Source organism: Streptomyces millisiae (genome assembly GCF_031845425.1).
In the GTDB taxonomy this organism is placed as follows: domain Bacteria; phylum Actinomycetota; class Actinomycetes; order Streptomycetales; family Streptomycetaceae; genus Streptomyces; species Streptomyces millisiae.
The window spans coordinates 1-26,142 of the sequence record NZ_JAVREM010000079.1; the positions used below are offsets into that span (position 1 = coordinate 1).

Annotated in this window: 22 protein-coding genes and 1 pseudogene; 10 read left to right on the plus strand and 13 right to left on the minus strand. The window is 73.2% G+C overall.

Annotation, left to right across the window (positions count from 1 at the left end):
* Nucleotides 1-83: 83 nt before the first annotated feature.
* From RNC47_RS31945 to RNC47_RS31955, 3 genes are all read right to left on the minus strand, one after another.
* On the minus strand, nucleotides 84-1,013 hold the full coding sequence (locus tag RNC47_RS31945; protein ID WP_311603855.1) for a phosphotransferase family protein: 930 nt from the start codon (nucleotides 1,011-1,013) through the stop codon (nucleotides 84-86).
* On the minus strand, nucleotides 1,010-1,939 hold the full coding sequence (murQ, locus tag RNC47_RS31950; RefSeq protein WP_394814926.1) for an N-acetylmuramic acid 6-phosphate etherase: 930 nt from the start codon (nucleotides 1,937-1,939) through the stop codon (nucleotides 1,010-1,012). Before murQ ends, RNC47_RS31945 begins: the two co-directional genes overlap by 4 nt.
* Before the next feature lie 87 nt (nucleotides 1,940-2,026).
* The gene (locus RNC47_RS31955) at nucleotides 2,027-2,974 is read right to left on the minus strand and encodes a MurR/RpiR family transcriptional regulator (RefSeq protein WP_311603860.1); all 948 of its coding nucleotides are present in this window, start codon (nucleotides 2,972-2,974) and stop codon (nucleotides 2,027-2,029) included.
* A gap of 109 nt (nucleotides 2,975-3,083) precedes the next feature.
* Between RNC47_RS31955 and RNC47_RS31960 the strand changes: the two genes are divergently transcribed.
* Together RNC47_RS31960 and RNC47_RS31965 are read left to right on the plus strand one after the other, a co-directional pair.
* Entirely contained in the window at nucleotides 3,084-3,458 is a 375-nt protein-coding gene (locus RNC47_RS31960) for a hypothetical protein (RefSeq protein WP_311603861.1), read from the plus strand.
* Between the two features lie 157 nt (nucleotides 3,459-3,615).
* Complete coding sequence (locus tag RNC47_RS31965) at nucleotides 3,616-4,884, plus strand: Cmx/CmrA family chloramphenicol efflux MFS transporter (protein ID WP_311603863.1); 1,269 nt, start codon at nucleotides 3,616-3,618, stop codon at nucleotides 4,882-4,884.
* Here the strand turns inward: RNC47_RS31965 and RNC47_RS31970 are convergent.
* From RNC47_RS31970 to RNC47_RS32000, 7 genes are read right to left on the minus strand one after another with little or no spacing between them, the layout of a single operon-like run.
* On the minus strand, nucleotides 4,871-6,430 hold the full coding sequence (locus RNC47_RS31970) for a GMC family oxidoreductase (protein ID WP_311603865.1): 1,560 nt from the start codon (nucleotides 6,428-6,430) through the stop codon (nucleotides 4,871-4,873). The genes RNC47_RS31965 and RNC47_RS31970 overlap by 14 nt on opposite strands.
* The gene (locus RNC47_RS31975) at nucleotides 6,427-7,992 is read right to left on the minus strand and encodes a GMC family oxidoreductase (protein ID WP_311603867.1); all 1,566 of its coding nucleotides are present in this window, start codon (nucleotides 7,990-7,992) and stop codon (nucleotides 6,427-6,429) included. Before RNC47_RS31975 ends, RNC47_RS31970 begins: the two co-directional genes overlap by 4 nt.
* Nucleotides 7,989-9,503, minus strand: coding sequence for an aldehyde dehydrogenase (locus tag RNC47_RS31980; protein WP_311603869.1), 1,515 nt, complete (start codon nucleotides 9,501-9,503; stop codon nucleotides 7,989-7,991). Before RNC47_RS31980 ends, RNC47_RS31975 begins: the two co-directional genes overlap by 4 nt.
* Nucleotides 9,503-10,207, minus strand: a complete 705-nt coding sequence (locus tag RNC47_RS31985; RefSeq protein WP_311603871.1) for a DUF1028 domain-containing protein — start codon at nucleotides 10,205-10,207, stop codon at nucleotides 9,503-9,505. Before RNC47_RS31985 ends, RNC47_RS31980 begins: the two co-directional genes overlap by 1 nt.
* Entirely contained in the window at nucleotides 10,204-10,644 is a 441-nt protein-coding gene (locus RNC47_RS31990; protein ID WP_311603891.1) for a RidA family protein, read from the minus strand. The genes RNC47_RS31985 and RNC47_RS31990 overlap by 4 nt, the downstream gene beginning before the upstream one ends.
* An 8-nt stretch (nucleotides 10,645-10,652) precedes the next feature.
* The gene (locus RNC47_RS31995) at nucleotides 10,653-12,110 is read right to left on the minus strand and encodes a 4-hydroxyphenylacetate 3-hydroxylase family protein (RefSeq protein WP_311603873.1); all 1,458 of its coding nucleotides are present in this window, start codon (nucleotides 12,108-12,110) and stop codon (nucleotides 10,653-10,655) included.
* On the minus strand, nucleotides 12,107-12,739 hold the full coding sequence (locus RNC47_RS32000; protein WP_311603874.1) for a flavin reductase family protein: 633 nt from the start codon (nucleotides 12,737-12,739) through the stop codon (nucleotides 12,107-12,109). The genes RNC47_RS31995 and RNC47_RS32000 overlap by 4 nt, the downstream gene beginning before the upstream one ends.
* A 367-nt stretch (nucleotides 12,740-13,106) precedes the next feature.
* Between RNC47_RS32000 and RNC47_RS32005 the strand changes: the two genes are divergently transcribed.
* The 7 genes from RNC47_RS32005 to RNC47_RS32035 all read left to right on the plus strand — a co-directional run bounded on the left by RNC47_RS32005 (nucleotide 13,107) and on the right by RNC47_RS32035 (nucleotide 21,670).
* A complete protein-coding gene (locus RNC47_RS32005) occupies nucleotides 13,107-14,054 on the plus strand; it encodes a sugar phosphate isomerase/epimerase family protein (RefSeq protein WP_311603875.1) in 948 nt (315 codons plus the stop codon).
* Between the two features lie 57 nt (nucleotides 14,055-14,111).
* Nucleotides 14,112-15,494 carry an ABC transporter substrate-binding protein gene (locus RNC47_RS32010; RefSeq protein ID WP_311603876.1) on the plus strand — a complete coding sequence of 461 codons (1,383 nt, stop codon included), beginning with the start codon at nucleotides 14,112-14,114 and terminating at the stop codon, nucleotides 15,492-15,494.
* A 121-nt stretch (nucleotides 15,495-15,615) separates the two neighbouring features.
* The gene (locus RNC47_RS32015) at nucleotides 15,616-16,578 is read left to right on the plus strand and encodes a carbohydrate ABC transporter permease (protein ID WP_311603878.1); all 963 of its coding nucleotides are present in this window, start codon (nucleotides 15,616-15,618) and stop codon (nucleotides 16,576-16,578) included.
* Between the two features lie 3 nt (nucleotides 16,579-16,581).
* Nucleotides 16,582-17,454 carry a carbohydrate ABC transporter permease gene (locus tag RNC47_RS32020; protein ID WP_311603879.1) on the plus strand — a complete coding sequence of 291 codons (873 nt, stop codon included), beginning with the start codon at nucleotides 16,582-16,584 and terminating at the stop codon, nucleotides 17,452-17,454.
* A gap of 98 nt (nucleotides 17,455-17,552) precedes the next feature.
* The gene (locus tag RNC47_RS32025) at nucleotides 17,553-18,518 is read left to right on the plus strand and encodes a LysR family transcriptional regulator (RefSeq protein WP_311603881.1); all 966 of its coding nucleotides are present in this window, start codon (nucleotides 17,553-17,555) and stop codon (nucleotides 18,516-18,518) included.
* 112 nt (nucleotides 18,519-18,630) lie between these two features.
* Nucleotides 18,631-20,607, plus strand: coding sequence for an ATP-dependent zinc metalloprotease FtsH (gene ftsH, locus RNC47_RS32030; RefSeq protein WP_311603883.1), 1,977 nt, complete (start codon nucleotides 18,631-18,633; stop codon nucleotides 20,605-20,607).
* Nucleotides 20,597-21,670: a lysylphosphatidylglycerol synthase transmembrane domain-containing protein gene (locus RNC47_RS32035; RefSeq protein WP_311603885.1), complete on the plus strand. Its 1,074-nt coding sequence runs from the start codon at nucleotides 20,597-20,599 to the stop codon at nucleotides 21,668-21,670. Before ftsH ends, RNC47_RS32035 begins: the two co-directional genes overlap by 11 nt.
* Here the strand turns inward: RNC47_RS32035 and RNC47_RS32040 are convergent.
* On the minus strand, nucleotides 21,596-23,707 hold the full coding sequence (locus RNC47_RS32040; protein ID WP_311603886.1) for a HelD family protein: 2,112 nt from the start codon (nucleotides 23,705-23,707) through the stop codon (nucleotides 21,596-21,598). The two genes, RNC47_RS32035 and RNC47_RS32040, sit on opposite strands and share 75 nt — an antisense overlap.
* Before the next feature lie 298 nt (nucleotides 23,708-24,005).
* Between RNC47_RS32040 and RNC47_RS32045 the strand changes: the two genes are divergently transcribed.
* Nucleotides 24,006-24,185, plus strand: coding sequence for a hypothetical protein (locus RNC47_RS32045; RefSeq protein ID WP_311603887.1), 180 nt, complete (start codon nucleotides 24,006-24,008; stop codon nucleotides 24,183-24,185).
* Nucleotides 24,186-24,199: 14 nt separating this feature from the next.
* Here the strand turns inward: RNC47_RS32045 and RNC47_RS32050 are convergent, their stop codons facing one another.
* Nucleotides 24,200-25,861 carry a DNA repair helicase XPB gene (locus tag RNC47_RS32050; protein WP_311603889.1) on the minus strand — a complete coding sequence of 554 codons (1,662 nt, stop codon included), beginning with the start codon at nucleotides 25,859-25,861 and terminating at the stop codon, nucleotides 24,200-24,202.
* Between the two features lie 156 nt (nucleotides 25,862-26,017).
* Nucleotides 26,018-26,142: pseudogene (locus RNC47_RS32055) on the minus strand (IS481 family transposase); the annotation flags it as partial.

Below are 26,142 nucleotides of genomic sequence, written 5' to 3' on the forward strand. Positions count from 1 at the left end.
GGTGGGTGGGGAAAGCCGGTGCCCAGCGCCGGGCGGCGAACCCCCGCGCGGAGCGCGAAAAGCGCGGGTGGGTGGGGGAAATCTCAGGCGGCCAGTTCGCCGAGGGCGTCCCGCAGGTGCGGCGTCACCGCTCGCACTCGCCACGCCAGCTCGTCGCCCACATAGCCCCGCGGCCCGCACTCGGCCAGCATGATCACGTGGAGGTACGCCCGGTAGAGCGCCATCCGCACCCGCGCCGCCGGCGTGAAGTCGACCGTGCCGCCCACCGAGGCGTAGCCGTCGAGCAGGTCCCGGTCGAGCGGAGCGAGCAGGCACAGCGAGGCGAAGTCCGCCAGGGGGTCGCCCCAGAACATCCGCTCGCCGTCTATCAGGGCGCTGACGCGGCCGTCCGCGAGCAGCACGTTGCCCGCCCACAGGTCGAAGTGGACCAGCGCCGGCGCCCGTACCTCGTCCAGCGCCGGGGCCGCCCCGGCGGCGAGTTCGCGGATCCGGTCGGGCGGCACCGGCAGCGGCGCCGCGTACCGTTCGGCGTCGGTCAGCACCGCGTCGAGCATGGTGGTGAAGGTGCCGCGCCAGTCGGCCGAGGGCGGCAGCGCGCCGCCCGGGTAGCCGAAGCCCGGGCCGTGGACGGCGTGCAGTCGGCCGACGAGCGCCCCCAACTCGCGCCGCAGCCCCGCCCGCTCCCCTTCCGAGGGCGGCGCCTCGTGCCAGGAGGTGCCGGCGCACTCCGTCATCAGCAGGTGGTCCTCGCTCCAGGACACGACCTCGGGCACCGGCGCGGTGCCCGCCGCCGCCCGGTAGAAGGCGGTCTCGCCGACCAGCAGCGCGCGTTCGTAGGCGAGCCCCGGCGTGTCGGCGGGCGGCGGCAGCTTGAGGACCAGCCGCCGGCCGTCCCGTAGGACAAGGCGGTGGAGGGTGTTGTAGGTGCCGCCGGCCAGCGGCTCGTGCGCGAGCACCTCGGCGGGGTCGAGGCCGGCCGTGGACAGCTCGTCGGCCAGCGTGTCGGCGGTCACCGGACGCCGGCGGCCGCGAGCGCCGACCGCAGGTGGCCGTGGCTCTCGGCGAGGAGCCGGACCGCGGTGTCCGCGTCGACCTTGCCGAGGATGGTGAGGATGGCGTTCTTGACCTCGCCGCCGGTGGCGGTGAGCGCCTCCTCGACCGTCGCGTCCGGCGCGCCCGTCGCCAGGTGGACGATCCGCCGCGAGCGGGCCCGCAGCTTCTCGTTCGAGGCCCGCACGTCCACCATCAGGTTCCCGTACGTCTTGCCGAGCCGGATCATGCTGATGGTCGAGATCATGTTGAGCACCAGCTTCTGCGCCGTGCCCGCCTTCAGCCTGGTGGAGCCGGCGATCAGCTCGGGACCCACCACCACCTCGATGCCGTGGTCGGCGGCGGCGGCCAGCGGCGATCCCGGGTTGCAGGAGAGGCCGACGGTCAGCGCCCCCCTGGCGCGCGCGTGCCGCACCGCGCCCACCGCGTACGGCGTGCGCCCCGAGGCCGAGACGCCGACCACCACGTCGTCGGCCGTGACGCCGAGCGCGTCCAGGTCGGCGGCGGCCAGCGCCTCGCTGTCCTCGGCGCCCTCCACGGCCGACACCATGGCCTCGGGACCGCCGGCGATCAGGCCCATGACCTCGCCGGGCTCCGTGTTGAAGGTGGGCGGGCATTCGCTGGCGTCCAGCACCCCGAGCCGCCCGGCGGTGCCGGCGCCGAGGTAGAGCAGGCGGCCGCCGCGGGCCATCCGCTCGGCCGCCGCGTCGATGGCGGCCGCGATGCTCGGCAGCTGGGCCGCCACGGCGGCCGGGACGAGGGCGTCCTCGGCGTTCATGGCGCGGGCGATGTCCAGCGTCGAGCGCTGGTCGATCTCGGCGAGTTCTGGCCGGTGGGCCTCGGTGGTCAACGAGTCAAAATCCGTGGACATGGCGGGTCGGCTCTCCATGTTCTGGGCGAGGGCAGCCGGGGCGGGACATGACGGCCGTGCGCGCGAGCGGCTGGGGGCACCTCCCCAGCGTCAGCTGGGGGAGGTTCAGCGCTCGCGCGGTGAGTGGCGGTGGGCCAGGGCCTCGTAGCTGGCGTGCAGCGCGGGCGCGGCCGACTCGTAGGTGCGCTGGGCGACGCCGATGAACAGGCAGTCGATGACCAGGAGTTGGCTGGTCCGGCTGGACATGGCGGCCGGCCGCAGCTCGCTCTCCCGCGCGGTCGAGGTCGTCAGCACGTGGTCCGCGTACTGGGTGACCTCGCCGTCCGGGCGGCCGGTGATGGCCACCGTGGTCGCGCCGTGGTCGAACGCGGCCTGGAGCGGCTCGATGACGTCCACCGTGCGGCCCGAGTGGGTGATGGCGACGGCGACGTCCCCGGCGCGCAGCTGGACCGCGTTGGTGACGGCCAGGTGCGGGTCGGAGTGCGCGTGGGCGACGAGCCCGATGCGGAGCAGCTTCTGGGCCAGGTCCTGGGCGACGAGCGCCGAGGCACCGACGCCGTAGACGTCGATCCGGCGGGCGGACGCGAGCGCGCTGACCGACGCCTCCAACTGGGCCAGGTCGAGCGCGCCGGCCGTGTCGGTGAGGGTCTGCCGCTCGTCCTGGGCGAGCTTGGCGACGACGTCGCTCAGCGGGTCGTCGACCGAGATGTCGGCGGTGACGGCCGGGGCGGCGCCCGACGCCTGTTGGGCGGCGAGCCCGGCGAGCGCGAGCCGCAGGTCCCGGTAGCCGGGGTAGCCGAGCAACCGGGCCGTGCGGACGACGGTGGCCTCGCTGGTGCCGGTGCGCTCGGCGAGGCCGGTGACGGTGAGTGCCGCGCAGCCGGCCGGGTCACCGGCGACGGTCTCCGCGACGCGCTGCATGGAACGGGTCATGGAAGGCACCATGGTTCGCACCTTCGCGGCGAGCGCCCCGGGCTCCGGGGGAGCTGGACGGGGTGCGACGGCGGCGACGGGTCGGGGTCTGCCGACACGTCGGACGAAATTTTCCTTCATCGCGTTCCTCACAGGCGAAACGTATTTTCGGGGGCGAGGGTCCGTCAAGCCCCCCGTGGTGCGTTGGTCGCTGTCCGTTGGTGTACCAGGTGATGGTCCAATGGTCTGTATGGAGCAGCCGACTTCGGAAGAGGCCATCCACCGGGGCAGGGCCCTGGTGCTGGCAGATCTGACCGCCGACGGACTGGCAGGACCGAAGGAAGTTTCCATGTTGGAGAAGGCAGTTTCCCACCGTCGTTGGTGGTCCGACCAGTGGCCGGAGGGCGCCGTTTTCGTCCCTGGGCTGCTGGCCCAGGACATGCAGGACGCGATCCTCGAGCAGCACGGGCGCTGGCCGCTGTGTCCGCTGTGCGAGGCCGCGCCCGAGGGGGAGCCGCACGCGCTGGATCTGGAACCCGAGCTCGGCGAGGATCCGCGCTGGGTGTGCGGGGTGACGGGCCGCGAGGTGGCGCCGCTCGGCTCGCTCGCCGACGCCCGCGGCTGACGCGCGTCCGACCCCTTCCCGTGCCGGTTTTCAGAGATCCGCCCAACGGCGGCATGTCTCGGCGACATGGGCCCGTGGCGGATGCCCGGTGGCCGGATTCGACATGGGGTGGAACGTGGGGGAATGCCGCGCGGCGCCCGCCGTGTTGCAGCGGAACGTGTCCCCTCCCCATGGCTCAGTCACGTCCGACGCGCCCGCCGGCGCGAACCGCTCCCGACTCCCCGTCGCCGTCTACGTCCTCGGCGCGGCGGTCTTCGCCCTCGGCACCTCGGAGTTCATGCTCTCCGGGCTGCTGCCCGAGGTGGCCGACGACCTCGACGTCTCCATCCCGGCGGCCGGCCTGCTGATATCGGCGTTCGCCATCGGCATGGTGGTCGGCGCGCCGGTGCTGGCCGCCGCCACCGGGAGGCTGCCCAGGCGGCTCACCCTGGTCTGGCTGCTCGCGGTGTTCGCGGCCGGCCATGTGGTGGGCGCGCTGGCCCCGAACTACGCCGTGCTCTTCGTCTGCCGGGTGGTGAGCGCGTTGGCCTGCGCCGGCTTCTGGGCGGTGGGCGCCGCCGTGGCCATCTCGCTGGTGCCGAACGACGCCAGGGCTCGGGCGATGGCGGTGATGATCGGCGGCCTCAGCATCGCCAACATCACCGGCGTGCCGGGCGGCGCGGTGCTCGGCCAGTCCCTCGGCTGGCGCTCCGCGTTCTGGGCGGTGGCGCTGCTGGCCGCGGTCGGCCTGGTCGGCGTGTTGCTGCTGGTGCCGCACACGCCGCGGGCGGCCGCGGGCGAGGGGCCGAGGCTCCGCGACGAACTGCGGATCTACCGGCGCGGGATGGTCTGGCTCGCCAGCGCCACCATCGCGCTCTTCGCCGCCGGCACCTTCTGCTTCTTCTCCTACCTCGCCCCGCTGCTCACCGACGTCTCGGGGCTCGCCGAGGGCTGGGTCCCGGTGGCGCTCGTGCTCTACGGCGTCGGCGCGCTCGGCGGCACCGCGCTCGGCGGCCGCCTCGCCGACCAGCACATGTTCGGCACGCTCTACGCCGGCCTCGCCTCCGCCGCCGGCGTACTGGTCCTGGTCGCGCTGCTGGTCTCGGTGCCGGTGGCCGTCGTGACGCTGGCCGGGCTGCTCGGCTTCGCCTCGTTCCTCTGCGCGCCCGGGCTGAACGCGCGCATCTTCAACGTCGCCGGCGCCGCGGCGCCGACCCTGGCCGGGGCGACCGCCACCTCCGCCTTCAACACCGGCAACACCATCGGCCCCTGGGCCGGCGGCCTGGTGATCGACGGCGGCCTCGGCTACGCCTGGACGGCGTGGCTCGGCGCGATCCTGGTGCTTGGCGCGCTGGCCTGCGCCTTCCTCCAGTCCCGCGCGTCCAGCCGGTCTCGGCTGGTGGCGCGGAGCGAACTCGCGTCCGAGGTGCCGGTCAGGACCTCATAGCACCGACCGCGCGGGCCGACCGGCCGCCGATGCCGCGGGCCGCGCGCACGGCGGTCACCATGCCCGTGAGGGTCGTGTTCGCGGTCATCGGGGTCGGGATCACCCCGTTCCCGGCGACGAACACGTTGTCGGTCCCCCACACCCGGCCGTCGGGGTCGCAGACGCTGGTCCCGTCGTCCGCCGGCCCCATCCGCACCGTGCCGGTGTAGTGGAGCGAAGAGCCGGGCGCCAGGACCGCGGAGTCCCGGTCGGGGTCGAAGTCGCCGAGCGCCTCGGCCGCGCGCCGTTGCGAGTCGAGGCCGGCGGCGATCGTCCGCCGGTCCTCGGCCGAGTAGGAGAAGCGGATCCGCATCCGGGGCAGGCCGGCCGCGTCGGTCTCGGTGGCGGAGAACTCGACGCGGTTCTCCGCCCGGATCCCGGTCGGTATGTACCAGGAGAGGGCGACCACGTATCCGTAGGGCGTGCGCAGGTCGGGTCCGAGGGCCAGCGAGCTCATGAGCTGGCCCTGGAACGGCTGGCTCGCCCCGCTGTGGGGCAGCCAGTGCGACGCCACGCACCACTCGCCGGAAAGCGGGCGTCGCACCCGGGCGAGGTCGATGGGCACGCGGCCTGGGTCCACCAGCACCCGTCCGGTGGCGAAGACGTGCTCGTTGAGGCGGCGGCCGAGCGCCGGCGGCCGGATTCCCGACGCCCACAGCAACTGGGGGGTCCGCAGGGCGTCGGCGCAGACGGCGACGGTGGTCGCGGTGATCTCCCGTTCCACGCCGGTGCGCAGGTCGAGGACCCGGGCACCGGTCGCCCGCGCGCCGGCCATCAGGATCTCGCGGCACAGCGTGTCGGAGACCAGCGTGAAGGCGGGGTCCGAGCCGTCCCCGATGGGCGGGAACACCACGTTGGGCCCGGTGCGGCGGAGCTCCCCGCGCCGCCCGCCCGTCGCGCCCGTGCCCGGGCCGGGCTGGATGGCCATCGGCATCGGCTGCACGTGCCGGCCCGGGGCGCTCACCCCGTCGAAGACCGCGCGCAGTCGGGAGACCACAGCGGCGGCGGCCTCGTCCTGCCCGTAGGGGTCGGGGTGGACACGCAGCAGCCGCCGCGCCACGGCGAGGTCGGCCGCCCACTCGTCCGGGTCGACGAAGCCGAACACCTCGGCCCCGTACGGGATCGGGGTGGCCGCCGTCCAGTGGATCCCCATCCCTCCCGCGTTCCAGCCGATGGCGCCGGCCGGCAGCTGGGCCGCGTCCTGCCCGAAGGCCCCGAGGTGGTACATGCCGCCGGGCGCGCCCACCACGGTGGGCCCGATGTCGGGCGTGGTCTCGGCGCCGACGTACAGCGCCTGGGTGCCGGCCTCGACCCGTCGGTTGTAGCGCAGCCACAGCTCCTCGTCCTCGGTGTCGTGCAGGTGCTGTCCCGCGACGGTTCCGATGGCGGGTCCCGTGTCGACCATGACGATCCGTGCCGTCGGGTGCTCGTCCCTGACCGCTCGCGCCAGGCCGGCGCCCATGAGCCCGCCGCCGATGATGAGCAGGTCGGCTTCCGGCGGGTTCACGCGGGCTCCTCGGGACGGGGCCGGCCGGTGATCAGGTCGACCGCGCGTTCCGCGACGGTCATGATGAGGCCGACCGGGTTCAGCGCCGGAATGGTGGGGAAGACCGAGGCGTCGACGACGCGCAGCGCCTGGACGCCGCGGACCCGGAGCTCCGGGTCGAGCACCGCCGTCGGGTCGTCGTCCGCGCCCATCCGGCAGGTGCAGGAGACGTGGTAGACGGTCTGGTGGGTGGCGCGCAGCACGGCTGACAGCTCCTCGTCGCTCTCTACCTCGGGGCCCGGGAACACCTCGCGCACCAGGTGGGAGGCGAAGGGCTCCTGACGCGCCACGCGGCGCGCGAGTCGGGCGCCGGCGACCAGCATGCGTTCGTCCCGGCCCTCCGGGTCCGTGAAGTACCGGTAGTCCACGGCGGGGGCCACGTCGGGCGAGGGCGAGGTGATCCAGACCCGGCCGCGGCTGCGTGGCTTGGCGACGTTCGGCACCAGCGAGACATTGTTCTCCGGCAGCGTGACGCCGTGGCGCTCGGCGTGCACTCCCCACGTCTCCAGCGGGATGTGGGTGGACACGTCGGGCACGGTGCTGTCGGGGTCGATCGTGGTGACGTAGCCGGCGTCCCAGCCGGTGGCGCTGGTCTTGGCGCGGTCGCCCCTCGCCTCCCAGACGAGCAGTCCCTCGGCGTGGTCCTGGAGGTTCTCGCCGACGCCGGGGAGCTCGTGCAGCACCTCCACGCCCGCCGCCTCGAGGACGGCCCTGGGGCCGATCCCGGACCGCATCAGGAGCGCGGGGCTGTCGATGGCGCCGCAGCACACGATCACCTCGCGGCGCGCGCGCAGCTCGCGCCGGCCGCCGTCCGGGGCGCGGAGCAGGGCCCCGACGGCGCGTCCTTCCTCGATGACCAGCCGCTCGACGAGCTCGTTCAGGACGACCGTGAGATTGCTCCGCGCCGCGGCCGCCGGGGTGCGGAGGTAGGTGCGGGAGGTGGCGGAGCGCAGGTTGGTCTCCGGCTCGTAGCCGATCTCGAAGTATCCGGCGCCGGTGCGGAACTCGACGTCGTTCCAGGACTCGCGCACGGGCAGGCCGAGCGCCGCCGAGGCGGCGTCGATGACGTCGCGCAGGTAAGGGTTGCGGTCGGCGGGAGGGATGGGCGTGATCGGTGCCTGGATCCGGTCGAAGTACGGACTGACCGTGGCGTAGTCCCAGCCCTGGGCGCCGAGGGCGACCCACTCGTCCAGGTCGCCGCGGAGCGGGCGCCAGCTGATCATCGTGTTGGCGGTGGAGCAGCCGCCCAGGATGCGCATCCTGGCCTGCCGGATGTGGGAGTTGCCGCGCTCCTGCGGGACGCTGCGGTAGTCGAGGTCGTACTCGCCCTCCAGCATCTCCGCCCAGCGCCGGATCGAGTGGGCGCGCGGCTCGTCGGCGTCGGAGGGGCCGGCCTCGACCAGGGTGACGGTGGTGTCGGGGTCCTCGCTCAGCCGCGCCGCGACGACGCAGCCGGCGGTGCCGCCGCCGATGACGAGGTAGTCGGTGGGCCCTGGGGTCTCGGGTGCGTCGTTCGTGGTCATGCTCGTCCTTCGGGGGAGCCTTGGGGTGAGCCGGCGAACCAGGTGGTCTTGAGCGAGGTGAACTTGTCGAGGGCGTGCAGCGACAGGTCGCGCCCGTACCCGGACTGCTTCACTCCGCCGAACGGGGTGGTGACGTCCAGCGCGTCCACGGTGTTCACGGAGACGGTCCCGACCTGAAGCGCCCGTGCGACCCGATGGGCTCGGTGGATGTCGTCGGTGAACACCGAGGCGGCCAGCCCGTACCGGCTCGCGTTGACGCGGGCGATCGCCTCCTCCTCGGTCCGGAAGGTGCTGATCGCCAGCACGGGACCGAACACCTCATCGCGCGCGATCGCCGCCGTGTCCGGCACGTCGACGAAGGCCGTGGGCTCGATGAAGTAGCCGTCGGTCTCGCCCAGGAGCCGGCGGCCGCCGAAGGCCAGCCGCGCCTCGGCGCGGGCCGCCTCGATGTGGCCGAGGACGCCGTCCAACTGCCGCCGGCTGATGAGCGGTCCCATGGTGGACTCGGGGTCCAGCGGGTCGCCGACGCGCAGCGCGCCGGCACGCTCCGCGATCCTACCGGTCAGCTCGTCGGCGACGGACTCGGCCACCAGGAGGCGTGAGTTCGCCGAGCAGACCTGTCCCGAGCAGGTGTAGATGCCGGCGACCGCCCTGTCGGCGACGAGATCCAGGTCGCCGGCGTCCGCGAAGACGACGTTGGCGCTCTTGCCGCCGCACTCGAGCCAGACCTGCTTCATGTTGGATTCCGCGGCGTAGCGCAGGAACAGCTTGCCGACCGCGGTCGATCCGGTGAAGGCGACCGCGTCGATGCCGGGATGCTCGCCGATGGCCCGCCCGGCTTCAGGACCGAGTCCTGGGAGGACGCTCAGCACCCCGTCGGGCAGGCCGGCCTCGGCGGCCAGCTCGGCGAGGCGGAGCGCGGAGAGCGGTGACTGCTCGGCGGGCTTGAGGACGACGCTGTTGCCCACGGCGAGGGCTGGCGCGATCTTCCAGATCGCCATCTCCAGCGGGTAGTTCCAGGGCACCACGGCGCCGACGACGCCGAGGGCCTCGCGCGTGACGATCGCCAGGTCCCCGGGGCCGGTGGGAGCGACCTGGCCGTAGAGCTTGTCGACGGCCTCCGCGTACCACTGGAGGATCGCCGCGCTGCCCGGCACGTCGATGGTGGTGGTGTCGGTGATGAGCTTTCCGCCGTCGAGGGTGTCCAGGAGCGCGAGTTCGTCGGCGTGCTCGCGGATCTTCTCGGCCAGGGCGAGCAGGACCGCCTTGCGGTGCCCTGGTACGGCGCGGGACCAGGATCCGGCGTCGAACGCGCGCCGGGCCGCCGTCACCGCGCGGTCGACGTCCACGGCGCGGCAGCGCGCGACGGAGGCGAGCACGCCGCCCGTCGCCGGGTTGACGGTGTCGAACTCGGCCCCGTCGGCGGCGTCGGTGAACGCCCCGTCGATGAAGGCGCGGTGCCGGGGCCGGACGTCGCGGGCCAGCCGCTGCCAGTCGGATCGGTCGCGCATCAGTCCTCCCGGGGCCTGGCGGTCGTGGTGGGGGAGTCGGGCGTGGCCGCGAACGCGGGGGCCGACGCGGGATCGGTGGCGCGGAGCAGGTACGCCCGCTTCTGCGGGAGCCAGAGCGCGAGGATCCTGGCGAGCTCGCCGGCCGGCTGCGCGGCGTCGTCGACCCGCAGATCGGTGACGGGCCAGGGGACCGCCTCGACGACCGCGAGGCCGGCGGCGCGCACCGGCCCCTCCTCGCCGCCGGCCGCGAGCGCGCCGAGCAGCCCTTCGAGCAGGCGTTCCTCGAAACTCCCGGCCCGGCTGGCGGCGTACGCGTCGAGCATCGCCCGGGGCACGCCGGGGTCGGCGAGCAGATTGCCCGCGGCGATCGCCTGGTCGCCGGCGGCGATCGCGTGCACGCCGAGCGCACGCTCCCCGGAGAAGCCGGCGACCGTGCCCTCGGCGTCCACCGCGGCCAGTTGCCGGTAGGCGATCGCCGGGTCGTGCTCGACTGCGGTCGCGACCGCGTCCCGCGCGCTCGCTCCGCGGGCGAGCGCGTCGAGCATCAGGGGACCGAGCGCGGGGTTGGTCACGTTCTGCGAGGACACCGCGCCCACCCCGGCGCGCAGGTGCGGGCAGCGGGCCGCCACGGCCGGGCTCGACGAGGTGAGCACCATGCCGAGGGCGCCGGTCGCGGGGTCGCGGGCGGCGAGCGAGATCGTCACCTGGCCTCCCCGCTGATGACCGCCGTGGCGTCGATCTCGACGAGCCACTCGGGCCGGGCCAGCGCCTGGACGACGAGGCCGGTGGACACCGGGTGGACGCCCTTGAGCCAGCGGCCCACGACCCGGTAGACGGGCTCCCGGAACCGGATGTCGGTGAGGTAGACGACGACCTTGACGATGTCGGCCAGGCCGCTGCCCGCCTCGCGGAGGAGCAGGTCGATGTTGGCCATCGCCCGCTCGGCCTGGGCGGTGACGTCGCCCACGCCCACGTTCTCCCGGGTGTCGAGGTCCTGCCCGATCTGTCCGCGCAGGTACACGACGCCGCCGGCCACGACCGCCTGGCACAGGTCGTTGTCGAGGTTCTGCTCCGGGTAGGTGGCGCGCGTGTTGAAGGGGCGGATGCGGGTGTGAGTGGGCGTGGGCTCGGGGTTGGGCATGGGCACGGTCAGCTCCCGGTCGCGATGGTGTCCGAAAGACCGGCGGCCTGCTTGACGAGATCGAGCGGGCCCGCGAAGTCGAAGGCGCGGTAGACGGCGGCCGACTGCGCGAACGGCGGCGACTGGGCGAACAGCTGGAAGGTCAGCCGGTGGCCGGCGTAGTCGCTGTTGAGCAGGTCGCGCGCGAAGGCCAGGAGCCTGCGCCGGTCCTCGGCCGTCCACTCGTCGTTGAGGGTGTAGAACTTCTCGATCCACTTGCCCGGCTCGGGGTGGCCGAACGAGGCGGCGTCCGGGGTGATGCAGATCTGGCCGCCGCACAGCTCGCGGGCCAGGTGCGTCATGGCCGGAAGCTGGCCGAGCGCCCACACCCGGCCGGCGTGCAGCAGCGACTGGTTGGGCATGGCCAGCCCCCCGGGGCTGGTCTCGGCCATCGCGATCGAGGCGGTCAGGTGCGCGTTGACGCCCTCGCGGTAGCAGGCCAGCTGGGCCAGCTTCTCCTGCACGGCCGGGTTCCGGTCGAGTCCCGTCTGCCGCACGTTCCACAGCGCCGCGCCGATCATGAGGTCGGCGAGCCGCAGCGTGCGCTGGACGAACGGGAAGGCGCTGTAGCGGTGCAGGGTGCTGCGGATGTAGGCGGCGGCCTTGGTGTGGCGGTAGAACAGCACGTTCTCCCACGGCACCTCGACGTCGTCGAAGACGACGAGCGCGTCGATCTCGTCGACCCGGTTGGACAGCGGGTAGTCCGCCTCCGGCGCGCGCCCGGCGAAGCCGGTGCGGCAGATGTACCTGAGTCCGGGGGAGGACATGTCCATGATGAAGCCGACGGCGTAGTCGCTGAGCTCGCTGTCGCCCCAGTTGGCGATCGTCGGCTTGACGAACGCCTGGTGCGCGTAGGGCGCGGCCGTCTCGTACTTGGCGCCGCGGACCACGATCCCGCTGTCGGTCTCCCTGACGACGTGCAGCAGCATGTCAGGGTCCTGGTCCTGGGGGCGCTTCGACCGGTCGCCCTTGGGGTCGGTGTTCGCCGAGACGTGGAACGGGTCGAGCCGCACGGACCGCTCGATGTGGCGGCTGACGTTGTCGGAGAACCGGGGATCGACCTCGTCGAGCACGTCCCGCCCGTCGTACAGCGACCACATCTCGCCGACCGTCTCGTCGCCCACCCGCGTGACCACGCCGCGTACCTCGTCGAGGACGGCGTCCACGGCGCGGCGCTTGTCCTGCCAGTCCTCGCGCGACCGGGGCAGCTTGTTGCCGACGGAGTGCCGCTCGCCCGTCTCCGGGTCCTGGTAGGACATGACGTCGCGGGTCGGCTTCTCGTGGGCCAGGTCGTAGATGCGGGCCCGGGCGTCCACGATGGGCCGGAACATGGGGTGGGTCGTCACGTCCTCGACGCGCTCCCCGTTGATCCAGATCTCGCGACCGCCGCGGATGGACTCCCGGTACTCGTCGCCGGTTCGAATCATCGTGCCTTCCTACTTCTCTCGTGTGGGGAAGGGCCTTCGTGTGGGGAGGGGCCTTCGTGGAGCGGTCTGGTCCTGTCGTAGGGCGGCCGGGCGTCGGGGAAGTCCGGGAACACCGAGAGCGGCAGCTCCTCGACGCGGCGGTAGATCCGCTTGAGGTAGAGCAGCGGCTCGGCGCCGCGGGCGTGCGCGGCGTCGGCTACCTCACCGAGGAGGAGGGTGTGGGTGCCGACCTCCCGGACGTCGTCGAGCCGGCACGCGAAGGAGGCGAGCGCGTCGCGCAGCCGTGGCCCGGCCGGTGCCGCCACCTCCCAGTCGCCGCAGGTGAAGTCGTAGGGCTTCTTGCCGTGCCAGGGGCGGCCGGCGAAGGTGTCCGACACGTGGTCGTGGCCGACGGCGAGGAAGTTCACGCGGAACCGGCCGTTGTCGGCGACGGCCGCCACCAGCGGGCTGCGGGTGGCGACGCACGCCAGCAGGGTCGGCGGATCCTGGGTCACCGTGACGACGGCGCTGACCGTCTGCCCGAACGTCCCACCGGGGCCGTCGGTCGTGACGACGCTCACCGCGGTCGCGACCTCGTTCATCGCCTGGACGTAGCGGTCGCGGGGACTTCGGTCTGCGGGTGCGGGCATGCGTGTGCTCCTCCAACGAGAACGGCGGGCGGCTTCAGGCCCGGGCACAGATCAGGAGTCTTCGGCCAGAAAGACGCGGCGGGCAAATTCCCGAACGAGAATCCACGCATCAGAAAGACCGAAGCAACGGCGGGGCGACGCGCCGGAAACGCGGCCGAAACGCGGAGCGCCTGAATCTGGGCCGAGCGCCCACATCCCGCGTTTCCCGCATGTTTCCCGGGGCGCTGGTTCTCTCTTTCTGATGCGGTGGATCAGTTTTTCCCGCTATGCCACGGAACGGTGCTGTCTCTAGGCTCCCGGCAATCCGGGACCGCTATTCGGCCCCGACCATGACGCCAGGCGTTCACGCCAGAAAGGACGGACGGCCGTGGCAGCGACTTCTGAGCCCGACTTCGCCGTTGACCTCTTCGCGTTCTGGAACGAGAACGCGTGGGACGTCCCCGACATCGCGGAGCTCGCCCGGCTGGGCCGCGCCGAACCGCGCGCCCTGTGGGACCGGCTGCTCGGCATGCTCCGGCGCAGCGGGGTCGGCGCCATCGAGGTCACCTTCGCGCCGTTCGACTGGCGCACGGCGATCGCCGCCTACGGCGGAGTCGCGGGCCTGACCTCGGCGCTGGACGACCACGGGCTCAGGATCTGCGGCGGGTACCTGCCGCAGTTGGAGGACGAGGCCGCGCTCGCCCCGGAGCGGCGGCGTGACCTCCTCGCCGCGGTCGACGAGTACGCCGACTTCCTCGCCGAGACGGGGGCCACGGCCCTGATCGGGAGCGCCCCGCCGCGCGCCACGCCGGGCGGCGGCCCCGCCCGGTTCGTCGACCTCGCCGAGGCGCGGCGTCTCGCCGTCCCCTTCCACGAGGTGGGGCGGGCGGCCCGGCGCGCCGGCATCCGGTTCGGCCTGCACACCGAGTCCCACTCCGCGATGTGGCTGGAGCGGGACATCGACCTGTTCATGCTGGCGACCGACCCCTGTTACGTCGGCCTGTGCCCGGACGCGGCGCACATCGTCCTGGGCGGCGGCGACCCGGTCGCGGTCGCGTCCCGGCACGCCGGCCGGCTCGTCTCGGCCCACTGGAAGGACGCGGTGTCGGCCATGCCGTGGGACGTGCCCGACGGCGAGGACGTGCACGCCAGGCACCGGGAGTACTTCCGCGTCCCGGGCCGTGGCGTCGTCGACTGGCCCCGCTGGGCGGCGGAGCTGGCCGGGGCCGGGCTCACCACGCCGGTGCTCCTGGAGATCGACGCCTCACCCGATCCCGTCGCCGACATCAGCGCGGCGATCGACCACCTGACCCCCGTGCTCGCCTCGCTCGCCTGACCCCCCGAACCCGCCCGCACGCCCCGCACCATCCCTGTGCCAACCCAAGGAGAGGCCATGCGCACCACACATCTCCGTCGGGCAGCGTGGCCGGCCATCGCCGGCGTCACGTCGCTCCTGCTCGCCGGCTGCGCCGACATCGGCGACGAACAGTCGGGCTCCACCTCAGGGGGCGCGGTGAGCGGCTTCCCCGCCGAACTCGTCGACGCCGCCAGCGAGCGTGCTTCCGGCATCGTGGACGGCGAGCGCATCGGCGGCACCGTCACGCTGATCGGAACCTGGGGAGGCGCGGAGCGCGACCGCTTTCTCGCCACCCTTGAACCCTTCGAGGAAGCCACCGGAATATCGGTCGAGTTCACCGGAACCGAGGACTACGAAAGCCTCATCCAGTCCGGCATCGACTCCGGAAATCCGATCGACATCGCCGCCTCCGCCAATCTCGGCCTTATCGAGCACTACGCCGAGACCGGTGACCTGGTGGACCTGAACGACCTCATAGGCGCCGAAAACCTGGCCGACAACTACTCGGACACCTTTCTGGAATCCACGACGGTCGACGGCTCCAACTACGGAATCTGGTCGATGGTCGACAACTACATGCTCTGGTACAACCCGGAGACGTACGAGGGGCCGCGGGGCGCTGACGTCACCTGGGACGAGATCAGCTCGTGGGCCGAGGACAGCGCGGCGGCCGGCACCACGCCCTGGTGCATGGGCCTGAGCGCCGGCGCGAACACCGGCTGGCCCGCGTCCTACTTCGTGCTCAACCTGCTCCTCAAGCAGGCAGGACCCGACTTCACCAGCGCGCTGGGCGCCGGCGAGGCGTCCTGGGACTCGCCGGAGGTGCGCGCCGCGTTCGACGCGTTCTCCGACGTCGTCGCCGGGCCGGAGACCGTCAACGGCGGCCCGGACGGGGCGATCTCGACCGATCCGGGAGCGGCCGGCGCCGGCATGTACACCGATCCGCCGCAGTGCGAGCTGATGCACTGGGGCACGTTCACCTCGTCGATCGTGCTCGGCAACGACCCGAGCCTGGAGCCGGGGACCGACCTCGACTTCCTGCCGATGCCCGCCATCACCCCTGAGTACGCCGACGCGCAGGGCTACGGCGGCACGATCTTCTCCGCCTTCTCCGACCGGCCCGAGGTCGCCGCGCTGATGACCTACCTGGGCTCGGCCGAGCACGCCGACCTGATCGCCGCCACCGGCAACTGGACCGCGGCCAACGTCGGCGTCGACCCCGCGTCGTACCCCAACGAGCTCCTCGCCGACATCGCCACCGAGATCCTCGGCGCTGACACGCTCGTGCCCTTCCCGACCGCGGTCACCGCGCCCGCGGTCCGCTCCGCCATCTACACGACGACCGCCGAGTTCGTGCGGGACCCGTCCTCGCTCGACGCCAACCTCCGCGAGCTCGACGCCCTCGCCGCCGGCGGCTGAGCCCCACCCGGTGTGGGGCCGGGACGCCCGGTCCCACACCGCTCCTCTCGCCCCCTCGCCCCCGAAACCTCCTCCGGGAGACCGCCGTGTCCCGGGGACCAACCCGGAGAAAGGAGAGCGCGTGGACGCCACGTCCTTCCTGACCGCGGTCGGCGGGATCGCCGCCGTCCCGCTCGCGATCGTGCTCTGGCTCACCCTGGGTGAGCGGCTCGTGCAGTTGTTCCCGCCGCGCCGCCGGGAGGGCGTCAGGGCGTGGGTGTGGCTGCTGCCCCCCGTCGTCCTCGGCGGCGGCATCCTGCTCTACCCGCTGCTCGGCACGCTCACGATGTCGTTCCAGGGGCCGGACGGCACGGGTTTCGTGGGCCTCGACAACTACGCCTGGGTGTTCGGCGACGCCGTCGTCCCGGTCCTGCTGAACAACCTCGCCTGGCTGGTGCTGCTCCCGGCCGTCACCCTGGTGCTCGGGATGCTGCTGGCCGTGCTCGCCGACCGGGTGCGCTACGAGTGGCTGGTCCGCACGGTCATGCTGCTGCCGATGGCGATCTCCTTCGCGGCCGCGGCCGTGATCTGGCGGCTGATGTACGCCTACCAGCCGTCAGGTGCCGAGCAGCTCGGCACCGTCAACGCCGTCATCGACCTGTTCGGTGGCGAGACCGTCGCCTTCCTGTCCGATCCCGGGATCGCCACCTTCGCCCTGATAGCGGTCGGCGTGTGGAACTCCGTCGGCCTCTCCATGGTGATGCTCTCGGCCGCGATCAAGAACGTGGACGGCGCCACACTGGAGGCCGCGCAGCTGGACGGGGCCGGCGCCCTCAGCACGTTCCGCTATGTCACGCTCCCGCAGATAGCGCCGACCATGAGCGTGGTCTACACCACCCAGGTCATCTTCTCCCTCAAGGTGTTCGACATCGTCTACACGATGACCAACGGGGGGTTCGACACCGACGTCGTCGCCAACCGCATGTACGCCGAGCTGTTCCGCGCGCGGGAGTACGGCCACGCCTCCGCGATCGCCGTCGTCCTGCTGATCGCCGCCCTGCCCGTCATCGCCGTCAACGTCCGGCACTTCCGAGCGGAGCGCTGAGCCATGCCCGCACCCACCGCGCCCACCCGTGCGCGCCGCCGCCGTCCGTCCCTGCCCCGCGTGCTGACCCACCTCACCCTGCTGTCGCTGACCGCGCTGTGGCTCGTCCCGCTCGTCGGGCTCGTCATCTACGCGTTCCGCACCAGCAACGACTCGGCGACCTCGGGCTGGTGGACGGCGTTCGCGAACCCGCTGTTCACGGCCCGGAACCTGGTGGACGCCTACACGACCGGCGGGCTCGGCCAGGGGCTGCTGAACAGCGCGCTCATCACCGTGCCCACCACCGTCATCACCGTGCTCGTGTGCGCCATCGGGGCCTACACGCTGGCCCGCTCGCGGTTCCGCGGCCGGGTCGTCATCCTGCTCTGCTCGGTGGCCCTGCTGGTCGTCCCGCCGCAGCTGACGCTCGTGCCGCTGCTCCGGCTCTTCCGCACGCTCGGTCTGGTCGGCGAGATCCCGGGCATCTGGATCTACCAGGTCGGCTTCGTCGTCCCGTTCGGCATCTACCTGCTGTACGGGTTCTACCGGGCCTTCCCCGACGAGATCCTGGAGGCCGCCGCGCTGGACGGGGCAGGACCGGTACGGACGTTCCTGCGGATCGCGCTGCCGTCCTCCGTGCCGGTCCTCGCCTCGCTCGGGATCACGCAGTTCATGTGGTCCTGGAACGACCTGCTCGTTCCGCTGGTGTTCCTCGGCGGTTCCCCGTCCGTCGCCCCGGCCACGGTCCAGGTCGCCGGGCTCGCGCAGTCGACGGGTGGCGGCCTGAACATCGTCAGCGCGGGCGCGGTCCTGGCCATGGCGGTCCCGATCGTCGTCACCCTGGCCCTCCAGCGCTTCTTCATCCGGGGCATCCTCGGCGGGGCTGTGAAGGGCTGACCAGGCGAGACGCCGGCGGCATCAGCAGAGCTGAGGCAACGGGCGCCTGACATCAGCGAAATAGGGGAGAAACCGGCCTGGAGGACGCTCGGAGGAAGATGGCACGAAACAGAACGCGGCCCTCCAAAGCCTTCACACTCACGCAACTCGACTATTTCGTCCGCGCGGCCGAGCTCGGCTCGATGACCGAGGCGGCCAACAGCCTGTATGTCGCGCAGTCCGCGATCTCCATGGCGATCACCCATCTGGAGCGGGCGCTCGGCACCCAGCTCTTCGTCCGGAACCGGTCGAAGGGGCTTCAGCTCACCGCCACCGGGGACGGGCTGCTCACGCGCGCCCGGATCATCCTCGGCGCGGTCGACGACACACTCGACGCGTTCCGCCCCGACGTGCTCACCGGACCCCTGCACGCCGCCTGCTACCCGACCCTGGCGCCGTTCTTCCTGCCCCAGATCATCCTCGACCTGACGACGGCCCACCCGGGCATCGAGCCCAACATCCGCGAGTGCTTCGCCGACGAGATCGTCCGCGCGCTCGGCAGCCGCGCCGTCGACATCGCGCTCACCTACGACCTGGGTCTCGGCGACGGCATCAGCAAGGAGCACCTCGCCACCGCCCCGCTCTACGTCGCGGTGGCCGAGGGGCATCCCCTCACCCGGCGCGGGCGCCTCTCGCTGAGCGAGCTCGCGCGCGAGCCGATGATCCTGCTCGACCTGCCCTTCAGCCGGGACTACTTCACCGAGATCTTCACCTCGCGCGGCCTGGTGCCGAACGTCTGCTACCGCTTCGCGAGCTTCGAGGCGGTGCGCGCCATGGTGGCCCGTGGGCACGGCTTCGCCCTGCTCCACCAGCGGCCGGCGGTCGGCCGCGCCTACGACGGCGGGCGGGTGACGGCGCTGCCCATCGAGGACCCCGTGCCCGGCCTCGACATCGTCCTCGCCTGCCGGGAGTCGGAGCCCCTCAGCCGGAAGGCGGAGACCTTCGCCCACCACTGCCGGCAGGCCCTGCGCGCCGCCATCGCCGGCGCGCCGGCGATCGGCCGGTCGGCGCTCGCCGGCGACTGAGGGGGCGCGCCGCTCCCCACACGACCCCTCCCCGTATGGGCGTGCCCGACATGAGGCCGCCGCGCCCCGCTGTTACGGTCAAACCCGGGCAAATGACCAACGGAGCCGCCCGGTGATCGCTGCACGCATTCGATGGCCAAGCCGCCTGTTCAGCAGGTCGGCGCGGCCCGGACCACCGCCCGAGCGTTCGCCCGGGGACCGCCAGGACCGGCCGACGCCGCCGGAGGGCTGGCGCCGCTGGCTGTGGCCGTTGATCGTGGTCGTCGCGGCCGCCGTCTTCCTCCTCCTGCTGCTCGTGCCGGGCCGTGAGGGCCCCTCCCTCTCCTACAGCGACTTCCTGAGGCGGGTGGACGACGACAAGGTCAAGTCGGTCACCATCAACGACCGCGGCGGCGTCCAGGGCACCTACCGGGACGGTGGCCACTTCACCAGCCAGATCCCGACCGCCCTCGACACCAGCCGCCTCAACGCGCGCCTCCAGGACCACGACGTCAAGATCACCGGCAGTCAGCAGCGCGCCGGCGGCGGGGTCGGCAACACGCTGCTCGCGCTGCTCTTCGTCTTCCTGCCGGTCCTCATCCTCATCGGCTTCTTCCTGTGGGCGGGCCGCCGCGCCGCCGGCTCGCTCGGCGGCGGGCTCTCCAGCATCGGCCGCTCCCGCGCCAAGATCATCGAGGCCGAGCGCCCGACCACCCGCTTCCCCGACGTCGCCGGCTACGAGGGCGTCAAGCAGGAGGTCAGCGAGATCGTCGACTTCCTGCGCCGCCCCGAGCGCTACGCGGCCGCCGGCGCCAAGGGGCCGCGCGGCGTGATCATGGTCGGCCCGCCGGGCACCGGCAAGACGCTGCTGGCCCGCGCCGTGGCCGGCGAGGCCCAGGTGCCGTTCCTCTCCGTGACCGGCTCGGCGTTCGTGGAGATGTTCGTCGGCGTCGGCGCGTCCCGGGTCCGCGACCTCTTCCAGGAGGCGGCCAAGCGCGCCCCTTCCATCGTCTTCATCGACGAGATCGACGCGCTCGGCGCCCGCCGCGCCGGCGGCCACCCGGGCGGCAACGACGAGCGCGAGCAGACCCTCAACCAACTGCTCGCCGAGATGGACGGCTTCGACCCGCGCAGCGGCATCGTGGTGCTCGCCGCCACCAACCGCCCCGAGGCGCTGGACCCGGCGCTGCTGCGCCCCGGCCGCTTCGACCGCCAGGTCACCGTGCCGCTGCCGAACCAGAAGGAGCGCGCCGCGATCCTGCGGGTGCACGCCCGCGACAAGAACGTGGCGGACGACGTCGACTGGGAGGTGGTGGCCCGCGCCACCCCCGGCTTCTCCGGCGCGGACCTCGCCAACCTCGTCAACGAGGCGGCCATCAACGCCGTCCGCGCCGACCGCGCCACCGTCGACGCGCACGACCTGGACGCGGCCAGGGACCGGGTGCTGCTCGGCCGCCGTGACTCCTCCAACGCGCTGCTCCCCGAGGAGCGCCGCTCCGTCGCCGTGCACGAGTCGGGCCACGCGCTGGCCGCGGCGGTCTGCGAGCACGCCGACCCGGTGGCCAAGGTCACCATCCTGCCGGCCGGGCCCTCGCTCGGCATCACCGAGCAGCTGCCGGAGTCCGAGCGCCACCTGTACAGCGAGAGCTACCTGACCGACCTGCTGACCGTGCGGCTCGCCGGCCGCGCGGCCGAGCTCGTCGTCTTCGGCGAGGGCTCGACGGGCGCCGCCAACGACCTGGCCGGGGCCACCCAGATCGCCACCCGGATGGTGCGCGAGTTCGGCCTCTCCTCGGAGCTCGGCCCGATCGGCTACGCGGACGGCACCCCGCAGTACCTGGGCGGCCACGGCCTGGACGAGATGCTGCGGCGGCCGTACTCGGAGGCGACCCAGCGGGCCATGGACGAGGAGGTGGCGAGGCTGGTGCGGGAGGCCGAGCACCGCGCCGTCGAACTGCTGCGCGGGCACCGCGCCGCCCTCGACCGGCTCGCCGACCTGCTGGTCGCCCGCGAGACCGTGGACGGCGCCGTGGTGCTCGACATCCTCCGCGAGCACGGCCCGGGCGGGCCGGGGGAGCACCCGGATCGGTCGGGCGGGGATGGGGGTTGAGGAGAGCAGGACCCCGGGGCGGGCCGGTCGGGCGTGGTGGCCGATCGCCGTCCTGCTGGTGGGCGGGGCGGTGTTCGTCGCGATCTCCCGCCGGGACGAGTTGGGGAAGGCGTTCGACCTGCTCTCCCGGGTCAGCCTGGTCAAGCTGCCCCTCGCGCTGGTGTGCGAGGCCGGCGCGCTGCTCTGCCTGACCGGGGTGCAGCGCTGGCTGCTGCTCGCCGGCGGCCTCCGGGTGCGGCTGACCAGTATGTTCGCCCTCACCCTGGCCTCCAACGCGGTGGCCGGCGCGCTGCCGGGCGGTGCCGCGTTCTCCACCGCCTGGCTCTACCGACAGCTGCGGCGACGCGGCGCGGGACAGGCGCTGGCCGCCGCCTCGCTCGTGGTGGCCGGCGCGTTGTCCGCGCTCGGGCTGCTAGTGATCATCGTGGTCGGGCTCCTCACCACGGGGGCGAGGGGCCCCGGCGCGGTGATCGGTCGCGTCCTGGTCGTGCTGGGTCTGGTCGCCGTCGCGGTGCTCGCGGTCTTCCGCTCCGCGCGGGTGCGGGCCGCCTGCGGGCGCGGGTGGCGGCGCGTGAAGGCGCGTTACGACCGGATGCGCCGGGCCGAGGAGGCCGTGCGCGGGCTCGTCGAGCAGGCCAGGAGCGTGCAGCCGGGGCTGCGCCCGTGGCTGCGCCCGTACGCGCTGGCCCAGTTCAACTGGGTGCTCGACGCCGCCTGCCTGGCCGCCAGCCTGTGGGCGCTGGACATCGGCGTGCCCTGGCACGGCGTGCTGATCGCGTACGCGCTGGCGCAGATCCCCGGCAGCCTGCGGCTGACCCCCGGCGGCGTGGGCATCGTGGAGGCCAGCCTCACGGCGCTGCTCGTCGTCTACGGGCTCTCGCCGCAGCAGGCGCTGGCCGGCACCCTGCTCTACCGGTTCTGGAGCTACTGGCTGCTGCAGCCGGTGGGCTGGGGCTTCTGGATCGCCCTCACCCTGCACGGCCGCCGGTCAGGCGACGACGACGCCGGTTCCGACGCCGGTTCCGACGGCGGAGCCGACTCCCGACCCGACTCCCGCGAGTAGCGCCGGCAGCGGTTCCGCGTGCACCACGGCAAGACCAGAGACCGCCCTGGTCAGCGCCACGTAGAGCCGCCGCAGGCCGGTCCGCTCGTCCGGCTCGCCGGCCACCACGGCGGCCGGCTCCTCCAGCACCACGTGGTCGTACTCCAGACCCTTGGCCAACGACGCCGGCACCAGCGTCAGCCGCGCCCCCCGCGAGGTCTCCTCGCCAGGCGACAGATGCGGCAGCCCGGCCGCCGCCAGCGCCGCCGCGAGCCCCGGCACCCGGGCGTCGGCCGCGATCAGCCCCACCGAGCCCTCCCGCGTCAGCGCCTCCCGGCAGGCCGCCACCACGGCCGCCTCCAACTCGGCCGGCGCCACGGGCCGCACCGCGAACGAGCCGGCCGAGTCCCGGATCGAGGTGGCCTCGGACAGCTCGGGAGCGATCGCCGGCAGCAGCCGCGAGGCGTACGCGATCACCGCGCGCGGCACCCGGAACCCCTGGGTCAGCTCCTCGACCACCGCGTCCGGCTTGCCCAGGTGGGTCAGCGCCGCCGCCCAGCTCTCCGTCGCCCACGGGGTGGTGCCCTGCGCGAGGTCGCCGAGGACGGTCGCGGAGCCCGTGGAACAGCGCCGGCCCACCGCCCGGTACTGCATGGGGGAGAGGTCCTGCGCCTCGTCGAGCACCACGTGGCCGAGCGACCCGGTGCGCTCCACCAGGTCGTGCGCCTCGTCGATCAGCACCGCGTCGGCCGCCGACCAGCGGGCCGACTTCACGCCGCGCGCCGGCCGCTCCCACAGGATGGCCTTCCGCTCCTCCGCGGTGAGGATCCCCTCGGACATCTCGGCCAGGAAGTCGGCGTCGGACAGCAGCCGCAGCACCAGCTTCGCCGGGTCCACCTGTGGCCAGCACTCCTTGACCACCGCCTTGACGGCCGGGGTGCGGGCCACCGCGTTCTGCACCCGGTCGTCGGGCGCCTCGCCCGCCTGCTCCATGCGCACCAGCACGGCGTGCGCGATCCGCTGCGGCAGCGCCTCGCGGGCCGCCCCGTAGCGGATGTCCCGGTCGAGCAACTCCTGGACGATCTCACCGAGTTCGTGAGCCGGCACCCGCCAGCGCCGGGAGCCGCGCACCACCATCAGCGGCTCCGTCGGCATCCGCACCCCGGCGCGCACCGCCCGGCGCAGCACCTGGGCCATCCGCGCGTCGCCCTTGACGTGCGCCGCCGCCGCGCCGTCCACCCCCCGCACCTCGACGTGCGCCACCAACTCGTCCACGGTGGCCTGCCTGACCTCCAGCTCGCCGAGCGCCGGCAGCACCTGCTCGATATAGCGCAGGAACGACCGGTTCGGGCCGACCACCAGGGTGCCGGCGCGGGCCAGCCGCTCCCGGTAGGCGTACAGCAGGTAGGCCACCCGGTGCAGGCCGACCGCCGTCTTCCCGGTGCCCGGCGCCCCCTGGACGCACACCGTGCCGGAGAGCGGGGCGCGCACGATCTCGTCCTGCTCGGGCTGGATGGTGGCCACGATGTCCCGCATCGGGCCCACGCGCGGCCGCTCGATCTCGCGCTGCAGCAGGCGGCTGGTGGTCTCCGCCTCCTCCGGGTCGGACAGGTGCTCGTCCTCGTACGCGGTGAGCTCGCCGCCGTCGTACCCGAAGCGGCGGCGCAGCCCCACGTCCTTCGGGTCCTGCTTGGTGGCCTGGTAATACGGCTGCGAGACGGGGGCGCGCCAGTCGATCACCATCGGGTCGCCGTGGGCGTCGTGGACGTGGCGGCGGCCGATGTAGAAGCGGCTGCCGTGCTCGCCCTCCTCGTCCAGGTCGTGCAGGTAGTCGAGGCGGCCGAAGAACAGCGGGGTGTCCGCCAGGTCGGCCAGCGACTTGATCCGCTGCTCGATCTCGGACTGCAGCACCTCGGCGTTCACCCAGTTCGCGGTGACATCGCGGATGTCGAGGGCCTCGGCGTCCGCGCGCATGGCGCGCAGCGCGGAGCGGGACGCGGCCAGGTGGGCGCGCTCGGCATCGAGCGGCGAGGGGGCGGTCGGCTCAGGGGCGGACACGGCGGGGCCTCCGGGGTGCGTAGGGGTGAGGACAGTGCCGACCGGTTGCCGTCCGGCCGGCTCCAGCCCAGCGCGCGCGGCGGCCCGCGTGGCGTCCCGGGTGGAGGCGGAGCCAGGGAGCCTAGGCGCGCGCCCCCGCGGCGCGCAAATCATTTGCCCGCGCGGCCTCCCGCCACCGTCAGGGGCGGGTCGTCCCCGCTCCCTAGGGGACGTTCGGCCGGAAGGTGGACGGGCGGCCGGTCACGCTCGGTCCTCCGGCCGATGCCGCGGCCGGGCGCCCGGCGGCACCCTTGAACCCATGAGCACCGCAACCGTCCACCCGGGGGCCACCGCCTCGGGACATGTGAACCACCCCAGGCAGCTCCTGGGGCACGCGCTGCGCGCCGTCCGGGTGGTCGCCGAGACCGCCGTCGACATCGTCGTGCTCGGCCGGATCGACGAGCAGGACCAGACGATCGTCCGCCGCCGGCTGCGCTGAGCGCGGGCCCGCCCTCAGACCCCGTCCATCTCCTCGCCGTCCGCCGTGAGCAGCTCGCCGGCGTCCATGATCCGGTAGGCGTAGCCCTGCTCGGCGAGGAAGCGCTGGCGGTGCGCGGCGAACTCCTGGTCGATGGTGTCCCGCGCGACCACCGAGTAGAAGCGCGCCTCGTGCCCGTCGGCCTTCGGCCGCAGCACCCGCCCGAGGCGCTGGGCCTCCTCCTGCCGGGAGCCGAAGGTGCCGGACACCTGGATCGCCACCGTGGCCTCCGGCAGGTCGATCGAGAAGTTGGCCACCTTGGAGACCACCAGCACCTGGAGCTCGCCGGCGCGGAACGCGTCGAACAGCTTCTCGCGCTGCGCGTTGCTGGTCTCGCCCTTGATCACCGGGGCGTCGAGCAGCTCGCCGAGCTCGTCCAGCTGGTCGATGTACTGGCCGATGACCAGCGTCTGCTGGCCGGCGTGCCGGCGCACCAGCATCTCGGTGACGCGCCGCTTGGAGTCGGTGGTGGCGCAGAACCGGTAGCGCTCCTCCGGCTCGGCCATCGCGTAGGCCAGCCGCTCCGACTCGGTCAGGTCGACCCGGACCTCGACGCAGTCCGCCGGCGCGATGTAGCCCTGCGCCTCGATCTCCTTCCAGGGGGCGTCGAACCGCTTGGGCCCGATCAGCGAGAACACGTCGGACTCGCGACCGTCCTCCCGGACCAGGGTGGCGGTCAGCCCGAGCCGGCGGCGGGCCTGGAGATCGGCGGTGAACTTGAACACCGGGGCCGGCAGCAGGTGCACCTCGTCGTAGACGATCAGCCCCCAGTCGCGGGAGTCGAACAGCTCCAGGTGCGGGTAGACGCCCTTCCGCTTGGTGGTCAGCACCTGGTAGGTGGCGATGGTGACCGGCCTGATCTCCTTGCGGGTGCCGCTGTACTCGCCGATCTCGCTCTCGGTCAGCGAGGTGCGCCGCATCAGCTCGGACTTCCACTGCCGGGCCGACACCGTGTTGGTGACCAGGATCAGCGTGGTCGACCCGGCCCGCGCCATGGCGCCCGCGCCGACCAGCGTCTTGCCGGCGCCGCACGGCAGCACCACGACGCCCGAGCCGCCGTGCCAGAACCCGGCGATCGCCTGCTCCTGGTACGGCCGCAGCCGCCAGCCGTCCTGCCGCAGCTCGATCGGGTGCGCCTCGCCGTCCACGTACCCGGCCAGGTCCTCGGCCGGCCAGCCGAGCCGCAGCAGCATCTGCTTGATCTGCCCGCGCTCCGAGGGGTGCACCGCGACGGTGTCGTCGTCGATCCTGGCCCCCACCAGCGGGGCGATCCGCTTCGACCGCAGCACCTCCTCCAGCACCGCCCGGTCGTTGCTCTGCAGCACGAGCCCGTGCGCCGGGTGCTTCAGCAGCGTCAGCCGCCCGTACCGCGCCATGGTCTCGGCCACGTCCACCAGCAGCGCCTGCGGCACCGGGTACCGCGAGTACGTCACCAGCGCGTCCACGACCTGCTCCGCGTCGTGCCCGGCGGCCCGCGCGTTCCACAGCCCGAGCGGCGTCACCCGGTACGTGTGGATGTGCTCCGGCGCCCGCTCCAGCTCGGCGAACGGCGCGATGGCCCGCCGGCACTCCTCGGCCTGCTCGTGATCCACCTCGAGCAGCAGCGTCTTGTCACTCTGGACGATCAGGCAGGACACGCACACCTCCGCCGGGCCGGTTCACGACGGCACTACGCCATACGTGGGAAACGGGAAATACTACCTCGCCACCCGGGGCGGATGCGTCGGTCCGATGGCAGGCGGTGGTGGCGACGGGGCCGGCGACGGTGCCCTCGCCGAGGTCGGCGGGGCCCGCTAGCTGTATTGCCCTGTGAGGTTGGGGACGCGGCTGGCGGGTGGTTGGCCTTTGAGTGCGGTGTGTCCGCGGTGGTGATTGTAGGTGTGGAGCCAGTTGGGGAAGGCGTCGCGTCGTTCTTGCT